Origin of the sequence: Candidatus Mycobacterium methanotrophicum, from assembly GCF_023515995.1 — a bacterium.
Lineage (GTDB): Bacteria > Actinomycetota > Actinomycetes > Mycobacteriales > Mycobacteriaceae > Mycobacterium > Mycobacterium methanotrophicum.
In genome coordinates this window covers 3179990-3195988 of the sequence record NZ_CP097320.1, presented here as the reverse complement: position 1 = coordinate 3195988, position 15999 = coordinate 3179990, and the positions used below count along the sequence as shown (strand labels likewise).

At 66.5% G+C, this 15999-nt stretch carries 12 protein-coding genes and 4 pseudogenes; 9 read left to right on the top strand and 7 right to left on the bottom strand.

Annotation, left to right across the window (positions count from 1 at the left end; all coding sequences use genetic code 11):
• Nucleotides 1-57 precede the first annotated feature (57 nt).
• Nucleotides 58-357, top strand: coding sequence for a GlsB/YeaQ/YmgE family stress response membrane protein (locus M5I08_RS16535; RefSeq protein ID WP_219068010.1), 300 nt, complete (start codon nucleotides 58-60; stop codon nucleotides 355-357).
• A 73-nt stretch (nucleotides 358-430) separates the two neighbouring features.
• Nucleotides 431-1303: pseudogene (locus M5I08_RS16530) on the top strand (zinc-binding alcohol dehydrogenase family protein); the annotation flags it as partial.
• Nucleotides 1304-1310: 7 nt separating this feature from the next.
• On the opposite strand, the gene M5I08_RS16525 reads toward M5I08_RS16530, so the two are convergent.
• A complete protein-coding gene (locus M5I08_RS16525) occupies nucleotides 1311-2072 on the bottom strand; it encodes a CPBP family intramembrane glutamic endopeptidase (RefSeq protein ID WP_219067983.1) in 762 nt (253 codons plus the stop codon).
• 52 nt (nucleotides 2073-2124) lie between these two features.
• Nucleotides 2125-4518: a phosphoketolase family protein gene (locus tag M5I08_RS16520; protein WP_219067982.1), complete on the bottom strand. Its 2394-nt coding sequence runs from the start codon at nucleotides 4516-4518 to the stop codon at nucleotides 2125-2127.
• A gap of 115 nt (nucleotides 4519-4633) precedes the next feature.
• Between M5I08_RS16520 and M5I08_RS16515 the strand changes: the two genes are divergently transcribed.
• The 3 genes and pseudogenes from M5I08_RS16515 to M5I08_RS16510 all read left to right on the top strand — a co-directional run.
• Nucleotides 4634-6121 carry an acetyl-CoA acetyltransferase gene (locus M5I08_RS16515; RefSeq protein ID WP_219067981.1) on the top strand — a complete coding sequence of 496 codons (1488 nt, stop codon included), beginning with the start codon at nucleotides 4634-4636 and terminating at the stop codon, nucleotides 6119-6121.
• Nucleotides 6122-6178: 57 nt separating this feature from the next.
• Nucleotides 6179-6418 (top strand): NAD-dependent epimerase/dehydratase family protein, encoded by a 240-nt coding sequence (locus tag M5I08_RS27320; protein ID WP_440271460.1) that lies wholly within the window; start codon nucleotides 6179-6181, stop codon nucleotides 6416-6418.
• Nucleotides 6322-7671: pseudogene (locus M5I08_RS16510) on the top strand (Rossmann-fold NAD(P)-binding domain-containing protein); the annotation flags it as partial. The gene M5I08_RS27320 and the pseudogene M5I08_RS16510, both read left to right, overlap by 97 nt.
• Here M5I08_RS16510 and M5I08_RS16505 read toward each other — a convergent pair.
• The 3 genes and pseudogenes from M5I08_RS16505 to M5I08_RS16495 form a co-directional block, all read right to left on the bottom strand.
• Nucleotides 7660-8901: an NAD(P)/FAD-dependent oxidoreductase gene (locus tag M5I08_RS16505; protein ID WP_219067980.1), complete on the bottom strand. Its 1242-nt coding sequence runs from the start codon at nucleotides 8899-8901 to the stop codon at nucleotides 7660-7662. The pseudogene M5I08_RS16510 and the gene M5I08_RS16505 sit on opposite strands and share 12 nt — an antisense overlap.
• Before the next feature lie 23 nt (nucleotides 8902-8924).
• On the bottom strand, nucleotides 8925-9650 hold the full coding sequence (locus tag M5I08_RS16500) for a DUF72 domain-containing protein (protein WP_219068009.1): 726 nt from the start codon (nucleotides 9648-9650) through the stop codon (nucleotides 8925-8927).
• 7 nt (nucleotides 9651-9657) lie between these two features.
• Nucleotides 9658-9960, bottom strand: a pseudogene (locus tag M5I08_RS16495) (endonuclease); the annotation flags it as partial.
• 267 nt (nucleotides 9961-10227) lie between these two features.
• On the opposite strand from M5I08_RS16495, the gene M5I08_RS16490 reads away from it, so the two are divergent.
• The 3 genes and pseudogenes from M5I08_RS16490 to M5I08_RS16480 form a co-directional block, all read left to right on the top strand.
• Complete coding sequence (locus tag M5I08_RS16490; RefSeq protein ID WP_219067979.1) at nucleotides 10228-10485, top strand: acyl carrier protein; 258 nt, start codon at nucleotides 10228-10230, stop codon at nucleotides 10483-10485.
• On the top strand, nucleotides 10482-12065 hold the full coding sequence (mbtM, locus tag M5I08_RS16485; protein ID WP_219067978.1) for a long-chain-fatty acid--ACP ligase MbtM: 1584 nt from the start codon (nucleotides 10482-10484) through the stop codon (nucleotides 12063-12065). Before M5I08_RS16490 ends, mbtM begins: the two co-directional genes overlap by 4 nt.
• 191 nt (nucleotides 12066-12256) lie before the next feature.
• A pseudogene (locus M5I08_RS16480) lies at nucleotides 12257-12875 on the top strand (acyl-CoA dehydrogenase family protein); the annotation flags it as partial.
• Here M5I08_RS16480 and M5I08_RS16475 read toward each other — a convergent pair.
• Together M5I08_RS16475 and M5I08_RS16470 are read right to left on the bottom strand one after the other, a co-directional pair.
• Nucleotides 12865-14187 carry a wax ester/triacylglycerol synthase domain-containing protein gene (locus M5I08_RS16475; protein ID WP_249762838.1) on the bottom strand — a complete coding sequence of 441 codons (1323 nt, stop codon included), beginning with the start codon at nucleotides 14185-14187 and terminating at the stop codon, nucleotides 12865-12867. The pseudogene M5I08_RS16480 and the gene M5I08_RS16475 overlap by 11 nt on opposite strands.
• A 126-nt stretch (nucleotides 14188-14313) precedes the next feature.
• A complete protein-coding gene (locus M5I08_RS16470) occupies nucleotides 14314-15561 on the bottom strand; it encodes an alpha-hydroxy acid oxidase (RefSeq protein WP_219067976.1) in 1248 nt (415 codons plus the stop codon).
• Between M5I08_RS16470 and M5I08_RS16465 the strand changes: the two genes are divergently transcribed.
• Nucleotides 15562-15993 (top strand): DUF1810 domain-containing protein, encoded by a 432-nt coding sequence (locus tag M5I08_RS16465; protein ID WP_219067975.1) that lies wholly within the window; start codon nucleotides 15562-15564, stop codon nucleotides 15991-15993.
• Nucleotides 15994-15999 lie beyond the last annotated feature (6 nt).

Genomic DNA, 15999 nt, shown 5'->3' with positions numbered 1-15999 from the left:
AACGTAGTTCATTGCCCCCGTGGCACAGGCTTGGCCAGCAACACCAAGGAGATCCGGATCGACGTCATGGCAGCTACCGAAATCCTCGCCCGCTCAACAACGCTGACCAGCGTTGGCGTCGTTGGTTACATCATCATCGGCGGTTTGGCCGGCTGGCTTGGCAGCAAGGTCATCAAAGGCAGCGGTTCCGGCATCTTAATGGACATCGCGATCGGCGTCGTCGGGGCGTTGATCGGGGGCTTCATCCTCAGTTTCTTCGTCGACACCGCAGGCGGCGGCCTGATCTTCACCTTCTTCACCGCCCTGCTCGGATCGGTGACCCTGCTTTGGCTCGTCGGGATGGTGCGCAGGTCTTGATCCGGCTAACCCGTTGCAGCCGTGACGATTAGCGGCAAGCTATACGAATGCCCGAAGCGATGATGCGCGCCTGACCGATCTGCACGTCGCCGAGGGCGACCTTGCGGTGCATCGGGACAACGTGACGCCCGGACACGAAGTAGTCGGGGAGGTCATAGAACTGGGCTCGGCGGTCGGCGACGAGTTCGGCGTCGGTGACCGGGTCGGAATCGCCTGGCTGCGGTACACCTGCGGAGTCTGCAAATACTGTCAGCGCGGCGACGAGAACCTGTGTCCGAATTCCCGCTACACGGGTTGGGACGCCGACGGCGGCTACGCCGAATTCGCCATGGTCCCTGCGGCTTTCGCACACAATCTGCCAAGCGGCTACAGCGACAGCGAGCTTGCACCGCTGCTGTGCGCCGGCATCATCGGCTACCGGTCGCTGCTGCGCGCTGCGCTGCCGCCCGGTGGCCGGCTGGGCCTGTACGGGTTCGGCGGCAGCGCCCACATCACCGCGCAGGTCGCGTTGGCCCAGGGCGCCGAGCTGCACGTGATGACCCGCGGCGCCGAGGCCCGAGAGCTGGCGCTGCAGCTGGGCGCCGCGTCGGCCCAAGGCGCCGCCGACCCGCCACCGGTACGCCTGGACGCAGCGATTCTGTTCGCCCCGGTCGGAGATCTGGTGTTGCCGGCGTTGGAGGCGCTCGACCGCGGCGGCACCTTGGCGATCGCCGGAATCCACCTGAGCGACATTCCGGCACTCAACTACCAGCGCCACCTGTTTCAAGAGCGCCAGCTGCGCTCGGTAACCTCGAATACCCGTGCCGACGCACGCGCGTTCCTCGACTTCGCCGCCCAGCATCACATCGAGGTGACCACGCCGGAATACCCGTTGGCTCAAGCCGATAGGGCGCTTTCAGATCTCAGCGCGGGCCGTATCGCCGGCGCCGCCGTGCTGCTGGTGTAAGCACTCCTCAGCTGGACAGGTGCCAGACCACCGCGGCCGCCAACGCGCCCAACCCATTCAGCGACCAATGCAGGGCGATCGGGGCGATCAGGCTGCCGCTGCGTCGGCGCAGCCAGCTGAAGGCGAACCCGGCCGCCCCTGTCGCGATAACCGCCAATGTCACGCCGGCCAGCGTGCCCACGATTCCGCCGCCGAGCAGCCGCGTAAAGCCGACATTGCTGCTTGTCAGGCCCAACGACGTCGCGATGTGCCAGAACCCGAACAGCAGCGAACCCGCCACCGCGACACCGCGAAATCCCCAGGCCCGGTGCAGCGCAGCATGCAGCGCACCGCGGAAAGCTAACTCCTCGGGGATCACGGTTTGCAACGGAATGATGATCATCGAGGCAACGAGTGCGCTCGACATGGTCGCGTAGCGGTGGTTCATGAACATCGGCCGGGTCGGCGGCAGCAGCACGCCGACTGCGATCACGGTCGCCACTAGCGCCGTCGCGGCCAGCGCATACGCGGCGCCGGGCTTCCAGTGGTCACGGCCCAGGCCGAGCTCGGCCCAGCCCAGACCGTTGAACCGCAGTAGCGCCAGCAGGCCGACCGCCACGACCGGAACCGTCGCGACGCCCCCCCCGGGGGCGGTGAAGTGTGCGATCAGGTTCGTCAGCACCAGCACCACCACGACCAGTGCTACGTCGACGTAGACGCGGAACTGGTGCAGCGCAGAGAGTTGCGACAACAGCGGATTCGGCTCCGCGGCGCTCTCCGGACCCGACATCTCACCAGGCTACTCGCTCGACGCCCAGGTCGGATGGATCGTCTCGCTCCCGTCACTCACTGCGTTCGTTCCGCTCGCTCGACTTCCAGGTCCACCCCGCGATCTGTGGGTCGTCCTCGCCGTGCTCGCGCGTGTAGCGCTGCGCGGCCAGCCGGGCATCGGCCATCCGCTGACGCAGCATCGCGGCCCGGGCGCCCAGCCTGTCCACCCGGTCGATGACGTCCATCACCAGGTGGAAGCGGTCCAGGTCGTTGAGCATCACCATGTCGAACGGCGTCGTGGTGGTCCCTCGCTCCTTGAACCCGCGTACGTGCAAGTGAGGGTGGTTGCTACGACGGTAGGTGAGCCGGTGGATCAGCCACGGGTAGCCGTGATAAGCGAAGATGACCGGCTTGTCGCTGGTGAACAGCGCGTCGAATTCTTTGTCCGGCAAGCCGTGTGGATGCTCGGAGTCCGGCTGCAAGCGCATCAGATCGACGACGTTGACCACTCGCACAGCCAGGTCGGGCAGTTCGCGGCGCAGGATGTCGGCGGCCGCCAGCGTCTCCAACGTCGGGATGTCGCCGGCGCAGGCCAACACGACGTCGGGCTCGCCGGTCGCGGTGCTCGCCCAGTCCCAGATGCCCAGGCCGCGGGTGCAGTGGGCGATAGCCGAATCCATGTCGAGGTAGGCCAGTTCGGGCTGCTTCCCGGCGACGATGACGTTGATGTAGTCGCGGCTGCGCAGGCAGTGGTCGGCCACCGACAGCAGGGTGTTGCCGTCCGGCGGCAGGTACACCCGCGTGATTTCGGCGCGCTTGTTGGCGACCAGGTCGATGAACCCGGGGTCCTGATGCGAGGCGCCGTTGTGGTCCTGGCGCCAAACATGGCTGCTCAGTAGATAATTCAGCGACGCGATCGGCTGCCGCCAGGGCAGTTCACGGCTGGTGGCCAACCATTTCGCGTGCTGGTTGAGCATGGAATCGACGATGTGCACGAACGCCTCGTAGCAGTTGAATAATCCATGCCGTCCGGTCAGTAGATACCCCTCCAGCCAGCCCTGGCAGAGGTGCTCAGAGAGCACCTCCATCACCCGGCCGGTCGGGGAGAGGTGGTCATCGTCGGGCATCGTTTCCGACAGCCACACCTTGCCCGTCGACTCGTAGACCGCGTCCAAGCGGTTCGAGGCGGTCTCATCGGGGCCCATCAGCCGGAACCGATCGCGGTTGCGGGCAATCACATCCCGCAGGAACGTGCCCAGTATCCGGGTGGCCTCGTGGGTCGTTGTCGCCGGCCGCGGTACCTCGACCGCGTAGTCGCGAAAGTCGGGCAAGTCCAGGTCGTGCAGCAGCTGGCCGCCGTTGGCGTGCGGATTCGCGCTCATCCGGCGATCGCCGTGGGGCGCCAGAGCCCGCAGCTCCGCGCGCAGCCTGCCGGCGTCGTCGAACAACTCCTCCGGTTCATAGCTGCGCAGCCACTCTTGCAGCTGTGCCCGGTGGGCGGGGTTGCTCCGGGTCTCGGCTAGGGGGACCTGGTGTGCCCGCCAGGTGCCTTCCACCTGCTTGCCGTCCACCACTTGCGGTCCGGTCCACCCCTTGGGAGTGCGCAAAACGACCATGGGCCACACCGGCCGTTCGGTTTTCCCGCCGCTGCGAGCATCCCTCTGAATTGCGCCGATGTCGTCGAAGGCGTTGTCCAGCGCGGCGGCCAGCTGCTGGTGCACGTCGGCGGGATCATCCCCGGCGACGGTGATAGGTCGGTAGCCGTAGCCGCGCAGCAGCGCCTCCAGCTCGCCGGCCGGGATGCGGGACAGCACGGTCGGGTTGGCGATCTTGTAGCCGTTCAGATGAAGAACGGGCAGCACCGCACCGTCGCTGACCGGGTTGAGGAACTTGTTGGAGTGCCAGCTCGCGGCCAGCGGCCCGGTTTCCGCCTCGCCGTCGCCGATGACGCAGGCGACCACCAGGTCGGGGTTGTCGAACGCCGCGCCGTGGGCATGCACCAGCGCGTACCCGAGTTCACCGCCCTCGTGGATGGAGCCCGGCGTCTGGGCGGCGACATGGCTTGGGATACCGCCGGGAAAGGAGAACTGCCGGAACAGCTTTCGCATGCCGTCGGCGTCTTCTTCGATGCCCGTGTAAACCTCGCTGTAGGTTCCTTCCAAGTAGGCGTTGGCGACCAGCCCGGGGCCGCCGTGACCGGGGCCGGTGATGAAGATGACGTTGGCGTCGCGGTCGCGGATGACGCGGTTCAGGTGTGCGTAGACCAGGTTGAGGCCAGGTGTGGTACCCCAGTGGCCCAACAGCCGCGGTTTGACATGCTCGGGTGCCAGCGGTTCACGCAGCAGCGGATTGTCCAGCAGATAGATCTGGCCGACCGACAGATAGTTGGCCGCACGCCAGTAGGCGTGGATGCCGGCAACTTCGTCATCGGAAAGCTCCGCGGGGGTGACGGTTTGTGCGCTCATCGGATCGATTCTGCACGAGCTCGGTGAACAATGCACCAAACCGAGGTAGGCGCTCTTTGCCTCCACCGGCACCGCCTAGCATTTCCCACGCGCACATCACGAAAGGTCTCCTTCAATGCCCGTCAACCCCAGGACGCCGGTGCTGGTCGGCTATGGCCAGCTCAATCACCGTGAGGACCCGGACGCGCAGGAGAACGCGAAAGAACCGGTGGACCTGATGGCCGCTGCAGCCCGTCAAGCCGCCGACCCGAGGGTGCTCGAGGCTGTCGACTCCATCCGCGTGGTCAACTTGTTCTCGGCGCGCTATCGCGACGCCGGCCTGCTGCTGGGCCAACGCATCGGCGCTGACGCTCCGGCCACCCGCTACAGCGGCATCGGCGGCAACGTACCGCAGTCGCTGATCAACCGAGCCTGTCTGGATATCCAACGCGGGCGCGCGGACGTGGTGTTGGTGGCCGGCGCGGAAATGTGGCGAACCAGAACGCAGTTGCGCATCAGGGGCAAACGACTGACCTGGACCGATCAGAACGAGTCGGTTCCGCTGGCGCAGGGCAGCGACGACAACGTGCCGATGGCCGGGCCTGCCGAGGACCGCATTGGGCTGGACCGCCCTGCCTACATCTACCCGATGTTCGAGCAGGCGCTGCGCGTCAGCGCCGGCGAGTCCATCGGGGATCACCGCAAGCGGATCGGCGAGCTATGGGCCCGGTTCAACGCCGTGGCGGTGCGCAATCCTCATGCCTGGATCCGTAAACCCGCTACTGCAGAAGAGATTTGGCAGGACGGACCGGCGAACCGAATGATCAGTTGGCCGTACACCAAGTTGATGAATTCCAACAACATGGTGGACCAGGCCGCTGCCCTGGTCTTGACGTCGGTCGATACCGCGACCCGCCTGCAAATCCCCACCGAACGTTGGGTCTATCCGTATGCCGGCGCCGACGCGCACGACACCTACGCCATCAGCGAGCGGGCCGAACTGTACCGATCGCCGGCCATCCGCATCGGCGGTGCCCGCACGCTGGCGCTGGCCGGTCTGGGCATCGACGACGTCGACTACGTCGATCTGTATTCCTGTTTTCCGTCCGCTGTGCAGGTCGCGGCCGCCGAACTTGGACTGTCGGTTGATGATCCGGCTCGGCCGCTGACCGTGACCGGCGGGCTGACGTTCGCCGGGGGTCCGTGGAGCAATTACGTGTCGCACTCGATCGCGACGATGGCCGAACTGCTGGCGGCCAACCCTGGGAGGCGCGGCTTGATCACCGCCAACGGCGGCTACCTGACCAAGCACAGCTTCGGCATATACGGCACCGAAGCGCCGTCAGCCGAATTCCGTTGGGAAGACGTGCAATCCATAGTCGACCGGGAGCCCACCCGGGATGCGGCGGTGGAATGGGAGGGCGCGGGCACCGTCGAAGCCTGGACGACACCGTTTGACCGCGACGGCCGGCCGGAGAAGGCGTTTGTTGCGGTTCGCACTCCCGACGATCGCCGCACCCTAGCGTTGATGCCAGACCCGGCGTGCGCGGCGGTGACCGTGCAGGACGACATCGCGGGCGCCAAAGTCACGGTTTATGCGGACGGCACCGCCGCATTGACGTAAGCAGTTCGTTAACTGAAAGTTGCCTGTCAACTGCTTCGTCCACATAGTGTCGAAGGCGTGCGGATCCTGCTCACCGGGGTCACCGGACTGGTTGGACGTGCCGTCGCCCGCCAGCTGCTCGCCGCCGGATTCGAGGTCAGCGGTACCGCAACGCGCCCGCATGAAAACTTGGATCCCGGCGTCGACTTTGTGTGCGGGGGCTCGGCGAACCGATGCTGCAGCAGCTGGCCGACGACGCCGACGTGGTCCTTCATCTCGCCCCGACCGAAGCCACTGCGCCCGGCAGCACCGGAGTAGACGGACTGGTGCGCGTCGTCCATGCGGCAGGCCGTTCAGGTGCTCGGCTGATCTACCCATCGCAGTCGGCCGGGCAGCCGACCCGCTACCGAGGGGCCGAGTCGCTGGTGTCGACCGGCTGGGCGCCGAGCCTCATCGCCCGGATGGCGCCGCCGATGGGTCGCCAGCTCGACTGGATGATCTGTCGCACGGTGGGCAGCCTGCTGCAGAGCAAGGATTCGGCCGCACCGTTGCGGCTACTGCATTTCGACGACCTGCTTCGATTCCTCGTACTCGCCGCGGCGACCAACCGCACCGGAATCGTCGACCTCGCGCCGCCAGACACCGTGGAGATGGCCACCGCGCACCAACCCACCCGACGGCACCCAGCTACGCGCTGCGGCGCCGGACGGCCTGGATGCCGAGTTCGACGATCGGAGCGATTCCCGCTTCCCGGTATTCAGCGCGGCAACTCTCGCCGCGACGCTGCCGGGGCCTTTGACGCCGATGACGCTCGATGTCCAACTCGCCGGCTTGCGCGCCGCCAACCGGCTGATCAGCCAGGTGATGGCGGCGGGCGACGTGGTTGCCGGCGAATGGGCGAGCCGGGCCATCGCGGTTTTCGGTCACCGCCCCTATGCTGGCGTTTCCGTCGGCGTCATCGCCGCAGGCCAGTTGCCCGGCTGGGACGCGGGCAAGGTCGCGCAACAGTCGCTGCGCAACTGACGTCGTTATCGGACGCGGATCTGCAGGTGCGGACTCGTTTAGTGCGGGACCGGATCCACCAAGGCTGGAGTCTCATTGGCCTGTGGCTGATCGACACCGGGATCACCGCCGCGGCGGTGCAGCGCACCGGCCTACACACCACGGCCTCGGGGGTGGCCATGCTGGTGGAAAGCGACGCCGTCGACGCTAAGACTTCCTGGCTGGCGGCGCTGCTCCGCCACGATCCGCAGTTGTGCAGGCTGGCTCTTGACGCAGACCTGGACGGCGTCAGCGCCTTGTCACCCGGAACGGCCGCCGCCCTCACCACTGCCGTCGACCAGATCGGCCATCGCGGTTCGGGTGAAATCGAACTAGCCAATTTGATGTTCGCTGACGATCCGGCGACGCTGCTGGTTGCTGCCGCGCGGCCGCGACCGCAGTGCCGCGGCGAAATCTTCTACCTAACCTGCGACGAAGCCGTCACCCTGCCTGCCGATGCCCGGCTGCGGATCAAGCGTCGACGCGTCGAGCGAGAACGGTTGCAGAGCGACCCGACGTCATTGGGTTGAGCTGACCAGATCACCCAACGGCACCTGCGGATCGACCAGCGTGTCAGGATCCACGGCGCGTTTCGACCGGATCAGGCTCTTGATGTCGTCGAGCACGTCCCAGATGTTGACATTCATCCCGGCCAGCACCCGGCTGCCGGCATCGAGCCAAAAAGCGATGAATTCTCGGCTGTCAACGTCGCCGCGGAACACGACGCGGTCATATGTCGGAGCGTACCCCGCGTACTCCATTCCTAAGTCGTACTGGTCGGTGAAAAAATAAGGCAGCTCGGCATATTCGGCTTGCTCACCCAGCATACCGGTCGCTGCGACCGCGGGCTGCTTGAGCGCGTTGGCCCAGTGCTCGGTACGGACTCGGGCGCCAAACAGGGGATGCTCGGCGGCGGCGATATCGCCTACCGCGTAGATGTCGGCGTCACTGGTGCGCAGCGATGCCTCGACCAGCACGCCGCCGCCGCTCGTCGACAGTCCAGCCTGGTCGGCGAGCTCGACGTTGGGCTGCGCACCGACGGCCACCAGCACGGCGTCGGCGGTGACATTCGTCCCGTCGCCGAGCCGCAGACCAGTGGCCTTGCCGGCGGCGGTGGTGATCTCCTCGACCTGGGACTTCAGTCGCAGGTCGACGCCGTGTTCGCGGTGCAGCCTGGCGAATACCGAGCCGACCTCTGCGCCGAGCGCACCGATCAGCGGCAACGACGCGGCCTCAACGACGGTGACCTTGACGCCGCGCTGCCGGGCGCTGGCGGCAACTTCCAGCCCGATCCATCCGGCACCGACCACTGCCAGCGAAGAGCCTTCCACCAGAGCCGAATTCAGCGTCGACGCGTCGTCGAATGTTCGAAGATAATGAACACCCGCGGCATCAGACCCTCCAATGGGCAGTCGCCGTGAGCGCGATCCGGTGGCGAGCAGCAACTTGTCGTACCCGACGCCTGTGTTGTCGGCAAGCTTGATGTTGTGTGCGGCCGGATCCACGGACAGCACGCGTGTGCCGAGGCGGAGGTCGATCTCGTTCTCGCAGTACCAGGCTGAGTCGTGCACGGTGAAATCGCTGAGCGACTTCTTGCCCGCCAGAAACTCCTTCGACAGCGGAGGCCGCTCGTAAGGAAGCAGCTCCTCCTCGGCGCACAGAATGATATGGGCGTCGAAGCCTTTGTCGCGCAGGGCTTCTGCAGCCTTCGCTCCGGCAAGGCCACCGCCGATGATGACGAATGTTCTCGAGTTGGCCATGACCTTCACCCTACTCGCGCGGGTTAACCCACAAGGTCGCGCAGAAACATGGCATTGCGCACCGCGTGGCCGTAGAGGTCGTTGTTGAAGTACAGCCAGACGTCCCTGCCGTCGGCGTCCCATTCGCCGATCCGCCCGGCCCACGTCCGAAGCTCCTCGTCGGTGTAGGAGCCGGTGTACATGGTGGCCGGATCGGGGCCGTGCATCCGCACATAGACGAAGTCGGTGGTGGCACGTGGGATGCACGGCAGATCCGCCCCGCTCATCACCACGTAGGCGGCACAACGGCTCTCCAACACCGCATACACCGCCGGGTCGTTCCAGGAGGGGTGCCGCAATTCCACTGCCACCCGAATTGACTCGGGCACGCGGGCGAGAAAGCCGTCGAGGCGAGCGTCGTCGCGGCGTTGCTGCGGGTGCAGCTGCACCGGCAGCACCCCATGGCGATCGCCGAGCAATTGCCAACAGCTTTCGAACCTGTCGATCCACGGCTCGGGTGACGCCAGCCGACGGTAATGAGTCAATCCGCGATGGGCCTTGACCGACGTCGTGAAGCCGGCCGGAAGTTGCGCACGCCACCCGGCGAATGTGGAATCCTTGGGCCAGCGGTAGAAGCTCGCATTGAGCTCGATGGTGTCGAACTCCTCGACATAGCGGCTCAAGCGGCGCGCGGATACCAGGCCCGGGGCGTAGAGCACATCGGTCCAGTGGTCATAGGACCACCCGGAGGTGCCGATCCGCACGGTCACCGCCGGTTCAACCGACCACCTGTTGGCGCACATCGTCATCGAGCGAGGCCCGCACCAACGCTGCGGCCACCCGGGCGTTGGCACGCGGGGCGAGCGCACCCAGCTTCGCAGGATCGGTCGGCAACCCCAGCATCTTGGCGGCACGGGCGGCACGGTTGTCGAAGTATGGCCGCACCCACGTCCAGGCATCCTGGACTTCGCGAAGGAAGATGTCGTCACCGGTGTCGCCGATTCCTTTGAATCTCTTCAGCATTCGCTTCGCGGCGTCGATATCGCCGTCACTGCGCCGAGCGATTTCACGAAGGTCCCCCGGTGTCGATCGGTCCGGGGCCCACGTAGGAGGAGGGAGGCCGCGGGACCGCCTACGAGTCGACCACGTTCGTTGACAAGGACTTGCTGACGGCGCTGGACAAAGTCGTCGTGCATGCCCAGAACACGCACGCCCAGGCGTCCGGTAACACCGGCACGGCCGGTCTGGAAGAAACCAGGGCGGCGCGTCGGTAACCGCAACGTAGCGTCGCTACCGTTTAGCCGCCGGAGGTGTTTACTCGCACAGTTATCGGGGATTCCCAACAACATGGAGAAGCCAACACCTGACATTGGCGCCGTATTGGAGGAGATACTGCGCGACGACCTGAATATCGATCTCGCCCCGGTAACCCCCGATTCGCGACTGATCGACGACGTCGGGCTGGACTCCGTGGCCTTCGCAGTCGGCATCGTGGCGATCGAGGACAAACTCGGCGTGGCGATGTCCGAAAAGGAGCTGCTGAGCTGCGAGACCGTCCGCGACCTCGAGACGGCCATACAAGCGGAAATTTCCGTTGCAAAATGAGTGTGCTCGCGACCGCCCTGGCTGAGGCGATGAAGACGTCCCCGCACGATCTCATGGTCTTCGATCGGGACACCGACGGCTGGATCCGCCACCCCTGGCCACAGGTCCACGCCTGCGCCGAAAGCATCGCCGCCCGGATCCTCGCCGAAGAGAACCCGGGGGCGGTCGGCCTGGTCGGCGAGCCGACCGGGGACTTCGTCGCCGCCATTCACGGCGCCGGCCTTGCCGGGCAGAGCGTGTCCATCCTGCCCGGACCAATCCGCGGTGCCGACCCGCAGCAGTGGGCGCGCTCGACGCTAAGCCGATTCATCGGAATCGGCGTGCGCATCGTATTGGGCGATGGAGAGGTGCTGGACCTGTTGCGCGCATCCGATCCGCCGCTGCCGGCGCTCGACGTCAGCGCGGCCGCTCAGGGCCGGGACGCGGCCGCCGGAGCACCGGCTGCCGACGCATCCGACACGCCAGCAGTACTGCAGGGCACCGCCGGCTCCACCGGTGGCCCGCGCACTGCGCAGGTGTCACCCACGGCAATGCTGAGCAATATCAACGACCTGATCGAGCGGTTGGATGTCGACCGCTCGGCCGATGCAGGGTGTTCCTGGTTGCCGCTCTACCACGACATGGGCCTGGTCTTCCTGCTCACCTGCGCGAAGGCCGGACTGCCGTTATGGCTGGCCCCCACCACGGCCTTCTCGGCCGCCCCGGTTCGTTGGCTGACATGGCTGCAGGACAGCGGTGCGACGCTGACCGCCGCCCCGAACCTCGCCTACAGCTTGATCGGCAAGTACGCCCGTCTGGCGCCCGAGGTCGATCTTGGGCGGTTGCGGGTAGCGATCAACGGCGGCGAGCCGGTCGACTGCGCCGGGCTGGAGCGGTTCACCGCCGGGCTGGCGAAATGCGGTCTGGATCCAGGCGCGGTCGCGCCGTCCTACGGGATGGCGGAGGCCAGCTGCGCGGTGACGATCCCGCATCCCGGCGCCGGCCTTCGGTATGACGAAGTCGAGACGGCAGGATCCGGCGCGCCGGTGCGCCACGCCGTCCTGGGTGAGCCGCTCGCGGGCATGCAAATACGGATCGGCTCGGTGAGTGAGGACGCCGCCGAGGTGATCGACCGCGAGGTCGGCGAGATCGAGATCCGCGGCACTTCGATGATGTCAGGCTATGTCGGGCAGCCCCCATTACAGCCGGACAGCTGGTTCAAGACAGGCGATTTGGGCTATCTGACCGACGACGGGCTGGTGGTATGCGGGCGGGCCAAGGAAATCATCACGGTCGCCGGCCGCAACGTCTTCCCGACCGAGATCGAACGCACCGCCGCCCAAGTGCACGGCGTGCGCGAGGGCGGGGTCGTCGCAGTGGGTAGCGACGACGGCACGCGGCCGGGCCTGGTGATCGCGGCCGAATTCCGCGGCTCCGACGAATCGAGCGCACGCAGCGAGCTGGTGGCCCGGGTGGCATCCGAATGTGGCGTCGTCCCTTCCGATGTCGTGTTTCTGTCACCCGGGGCGCTGCCGCGCACGTCGTCGGGCAAGCTGCGGCGACTGGAAGTCCAACGCAACCTCGCGACGATGATCACATGACCGCCTTGGCGGCCCTGGGCATCGACGACTACCGCAAACTGCTCGACGAGGTGTTCGACCAGCGGATCGTGGACTTGGCCGCGGAAGCCGAAGCCGCCGAACGGTTTCCGCGTGAACTGGTCGAGCGGCTCGGCAAGGCCGGTGTATTCGCCCACAAGTGGCGCAACGGCCAGCAGCCCGATATGGCGAAGTTGGTCGCACAGGTCGACGTGCAGGCGCCCTATCGCAAAGTCGGCGCCGGGCCGCTGGACACCGCCGCGGTGCATATCGACACCCACGTGCCGGCAGATGCGCTCATCGCCCGTCCCGGAAACTGGTTTGGCGGCGATCTCCTGGGGGCTGGCACATGAACGCATGTCGATCGCCGGGCAAGTCGCGTCGGCCTGCCAACGTGCCCTCGGCATCACCCATGCCCGGATGATGACGCGCCGGCAATTCGGCGCCACGCTGTTCGAGCATCAGGCGCTGCGCCTGCGCATGGCCGACCTGCAGGCACGCGTCGGGCTGTTACGACACGGGCTCAACGGGATTGCCGCGCAGGGCCGCGTCGATCTGCGTGCCGCGGCGGCCGTGAAGGTCACCGCCGCCCGCCTCGGCGAAGAGGTGCTGTCGGAGTGCATGCACATCTTCGGCGGCGCCGGCGGCTACCTGGTGGACGAGACATGTATCGGTCGATAGTGGCGTGATATGAAGCTGGCGAGGGTCGGCGGCGGCACCGATGAGGCGCTGTGGGAACTGGTGGCCGCGGCGATGAAACCCGACCACGACGGCTACGCCGAGATGACAGCCGAGCGCCCTGTCAATCGATGACGCCGGCGAGCTCGAACTCCGCGAGCGTTTCCGTCACCAGTTCCCGCAAACTTGACTTGCTCTCGACTCGGCCGGGTTGATAGCCGCCGATGGTCAGGCCCACCTTGTCGCCGAAACGCGCCGCCCACACGGTAAGTTGGCCGCGCGTCTGCTCGAGGTGGCCCCGCGTGACGTGTTGCTCGCCCCCGCGCGCGAAAGCATCCGAAGCATCGCCGCCATCGACACGACCAAGGGCCGGATCGACATCGCCGCCATTGGAACACCCCACCGGCAATTCGTCGTAGTCGAAAGCCGCGTCGACCACCCGCTTGAGCACACGCCTCGGCGCAAACGGAGCGAGCGGGGTCAGCGCCAGAATCGGATTGGATTCTTCCGGGTGTGCCCGCAACTCCCTGAATGCTTGTCCGTTGGCTATCCGGACGCCATGCAAATCTTTGGTGACGGGCGCCGGGTCGACCGCGATGCTCACGAACGACAACGCATTGGCCCGAGTGTCGTCTCCGGTGCGATCGCTGACCGGCAGTTGCAGGGTAACCAAACCGTCTGCGGCACGTCGGCGCCCCAGCTGTTCGCCCAGTTTCGCGGCGAAGCCGGCGATCAGGTGATGACCCATTCCACCAAGAGCTTTCGCGCGGGCATCCCAGTTGTCCCCGTCGACCCTGACGGTGACCATCGGTACGACGACAGCTTCGTCACTGTCGCCGCCTGACACTCCGGCGGGTCGCGAAGCACGCGACGATTGGCCGGCGTCACGCTGCTCGCGAGTCTGCCTTGCCAACGCAGCGATCGCCCGGGCAACCTCCGATCCGCTTTTCGCGACCTGCGCGGCATCCTGAATGACCGCCCGCCACCGACTGCGCGACCCGGGCGGCGGATAGCCGAGATCGCGATCGCTGCCGTGGATCGCGTCAGCGATCGCGCCGCCCAGCCCCAGGCCGTCGACCAGACAGTGGGACACGACCAGGCTGACCGCGGTGGACCCGTCGGTCAGCGCCAGGACCCCGAGATGCCAACACGGCCCCCGTTCGGGATCGACGGGCAGCTGGGCACGTTCATCGGCCCAGTCGCTGAGGTCCTGGCGGGGACGGGCTTGCTCGGCGACGTCGATATCGGGCCCTTGATATGCGACCCAGCGATGGCGGGCGAACGGCAATGGGGAACGTTCGATCCGCCGTCCTAACAATCCGCGCCCGAGCTCGCGATGAAGGCGCCGCAACCCCGCGAAGTTTACCGGGCGTTCGTAGACCCAAATGCACTGGACGACCGCGGTCCGGCCGGTGGCACGCATCATTCGGAACAGCGCTTCATCCATGGACGAAAGGCAGTTGTCCGTGAGCGTCACGGCGCAGCCTCCAGATTCGTCGGTAGCCCCCGGCGGGGGAGGAGTACTTGAATACCAGAGCTACCCACGAGACGCGCCTTCAAACCCACCGCTAACTCAGCCCGGCGCCAGCCGTCGCAGCTGCGTCACGTGCTTGGGCGAGAGTTCTTCGAGGCAGGTGACACCGAGTAGCCGCATCGTGCGGGTAAGCTGCCCCGCCAGGATCTCGACGGCGCGCCGAACGCCCGCTTGCCCGCCGGCCATCAGCCCATACAGGTAGGCGCGGCCGATAAGCGTGCAGCGTGCGCCGAGCGCGATTGCGGCGACGATGTCGGCGCCCGACATGATCCCGGTGTCCAGCAGGATCTCGGTGTCCCTGCCGAGTTCACGCGCCACAGCGGGCAACAGATGAAACGGCACAGGAGCCCGATCAAGTTGGCGGCCACCATGATTGGACAACACGATGCCGTCGACGCCGCAGTCGACCGCGGCGCGCGCGTCGTCGAGGGTCTGGATGCCCTTGACGACGAGCTTGCCAGGCCACTGCGCCTTGACCCAGCCCAAATCATCGAAGGTCAGGCTGGGGTCGAACATCGTGTCCAGGTATTGACCAACGGTGCCCGACCAACGATCCAGCGACGCGAAGGCAAGCGGCTCGGTGGTCAACAGGTCGAACCACCACCGCGGGCGCGGCACGGCGTCAAGCACGGTGCGCAGCGTCAACGCGGGCGGGATCGACATCCCGTTGCGCACGTCACGCAGCCGCGCACCGGCGACCGGGACATCAACGGTGGCCAGCAGGGTGTCGAACCCGGCGTCGGCGGCCCGCCGCACCAGCGCCATCGAACGGTCCCGATTGCGCCACATGTACAGCTGAAACCACCTGCGGCCCTGCGGAGCGGCGGCCGCCACGTCTTCTACTGACGCGGTGCCGAGCGTCGAGAGCGAGAACGGAATCCCGGCCGCAGCGGCCACCCGGGCACCGGCAATCTCGCCCTCGGTATGCATCATCCGGGTAAAGCCGGTCGGGGCGATAGCGAAGGGCAGCGCCACCGGCTGGCCCAGCACCTCCCAGCCGGTGCCGACATTGCTGACGTCACGCAGGATCGTGGGGTGAAACTCGATGTCGCGAAAGGCTTGTCGCGCGCGTGCCAGCGATATCTCATCCTCGGCCGCGCCGTCGGCGTAATCGAACGCCGCCCTCGGTGTCCGCCGCTTGGCGATGCGCCGCAGATCGTGGACGGTCTGCGCCTCGTCCAGCCGGCGTTGGGTGCGGTCGAACCGGGGCTTGCGGAACCGGATCAGCGGCGCGAGATCGTTTACCCTCGGCACCCGCCGTTTGACCACTGTGCCACCGTAGGTCATATGCAGTCCGCAAGCGACCCCTTCGATCTCCAGCGTTTCGTCGATGCCCAAGCCCGGGTTTACCCGGAAGTCCTCGACGAGTTGCGCGCCGGCCGCAAGCGCAGCCATTGGATCTGGTTCATCTTCCCGCAGATCGCCGGGCTGGGCAGCAGTTCGACGACGGCCAGATATGCGATCTCCTCGCTCGACGAAGCCCGCGCCTATCTAGGGCACGAACTGCTCGGATCGCGGTTACACGAGTGCGCGCAACTGGTCAACGCGGTGCAAGACCGCTCGATCGGCGAGATCTTCGGGTCTCCCGACGATCTGAAAGTGCGCTCGTCGATGACGCTGTTCGCCCACGCCACCGAGGACAACCAGGATTTTGTGGAGTTGCTCGACCGGTACTACGAGGGCGAGGCAGATCCACGCACGCTGGAGCGGCTGACTTAGACTTAG

What these genes read in the sequence shown, in the direction of transcription:
- M5I08_RS16525 (WP_219067983.1), bottom strand. Translation starts at nt 2,072, where the DNA reads ATGTCGGGTCCGGAGAGCGCCGCGGAGCCGAATCCGCTGTTGTCGCAA.
- M5I08_RS16520 (WP_219067982.1), bottom strand. Translation starts at nt 4,518, where the DNA reads ATGAGCGCACAAACCGTCACCCCCGCGGAGCTTTCCGATGACGAAGTT.
- M5I08_RS16515 (WP_219067981.1), top strand. Translation starts at nt 4,634, where the DNA reads ATGCCCGTCAACCCCAGGACGCCGGTGCTGGTCGGCTATGGCCAGCTC.
- M5I08_RS16505 (WP_219067980.1), bottom strand. Translation starts at nt 8,901, where the DNA reads ATGGCCAACTCGAGAACATTCGTCATCATCGGCGGTGGCCTTGCCGGA.
- M5I08_RS16490 (WP_219067979.1), top strand. Translation starts at nt 10,228, where the DNA reads ATGGAGAAGCCAACACCTGACATTGGCGCCGTATTGGAGGAGATACTG.
- mbtM (WP_219067978.1), top strand. Translation starts at nt 10,482, where the DNA reads ATGAGTGTGCTCGCGACCGCCCTGGCTGAGGCGATGAAGACGTCCCCG.
- M5I08_RS16475 (WP_249762838.1), bottom strand. Translation starts at nt 14,187, where the DNA reads ATGGATGAAGCGCTGTTCCGAATGATGCGTGCCACCGGCCGGACCGCG.
- M5I08_RS16470 (WP_219067976.1), bottom strand. Translation starts at nt 15,561, where the DNA reads ATGACCTACGGTGGCACAGTGGTCAAACGGCGGGTGCCGAGGGTAAAC.
- M5I08_RS16465 (WP_219067975.1), top strand. Translation starts at nt 15,562, where the DNA reads ATGCAGTCCGCAAGCGACCCCTTCGATCTCCAGCGTTTCGTCGATGCC.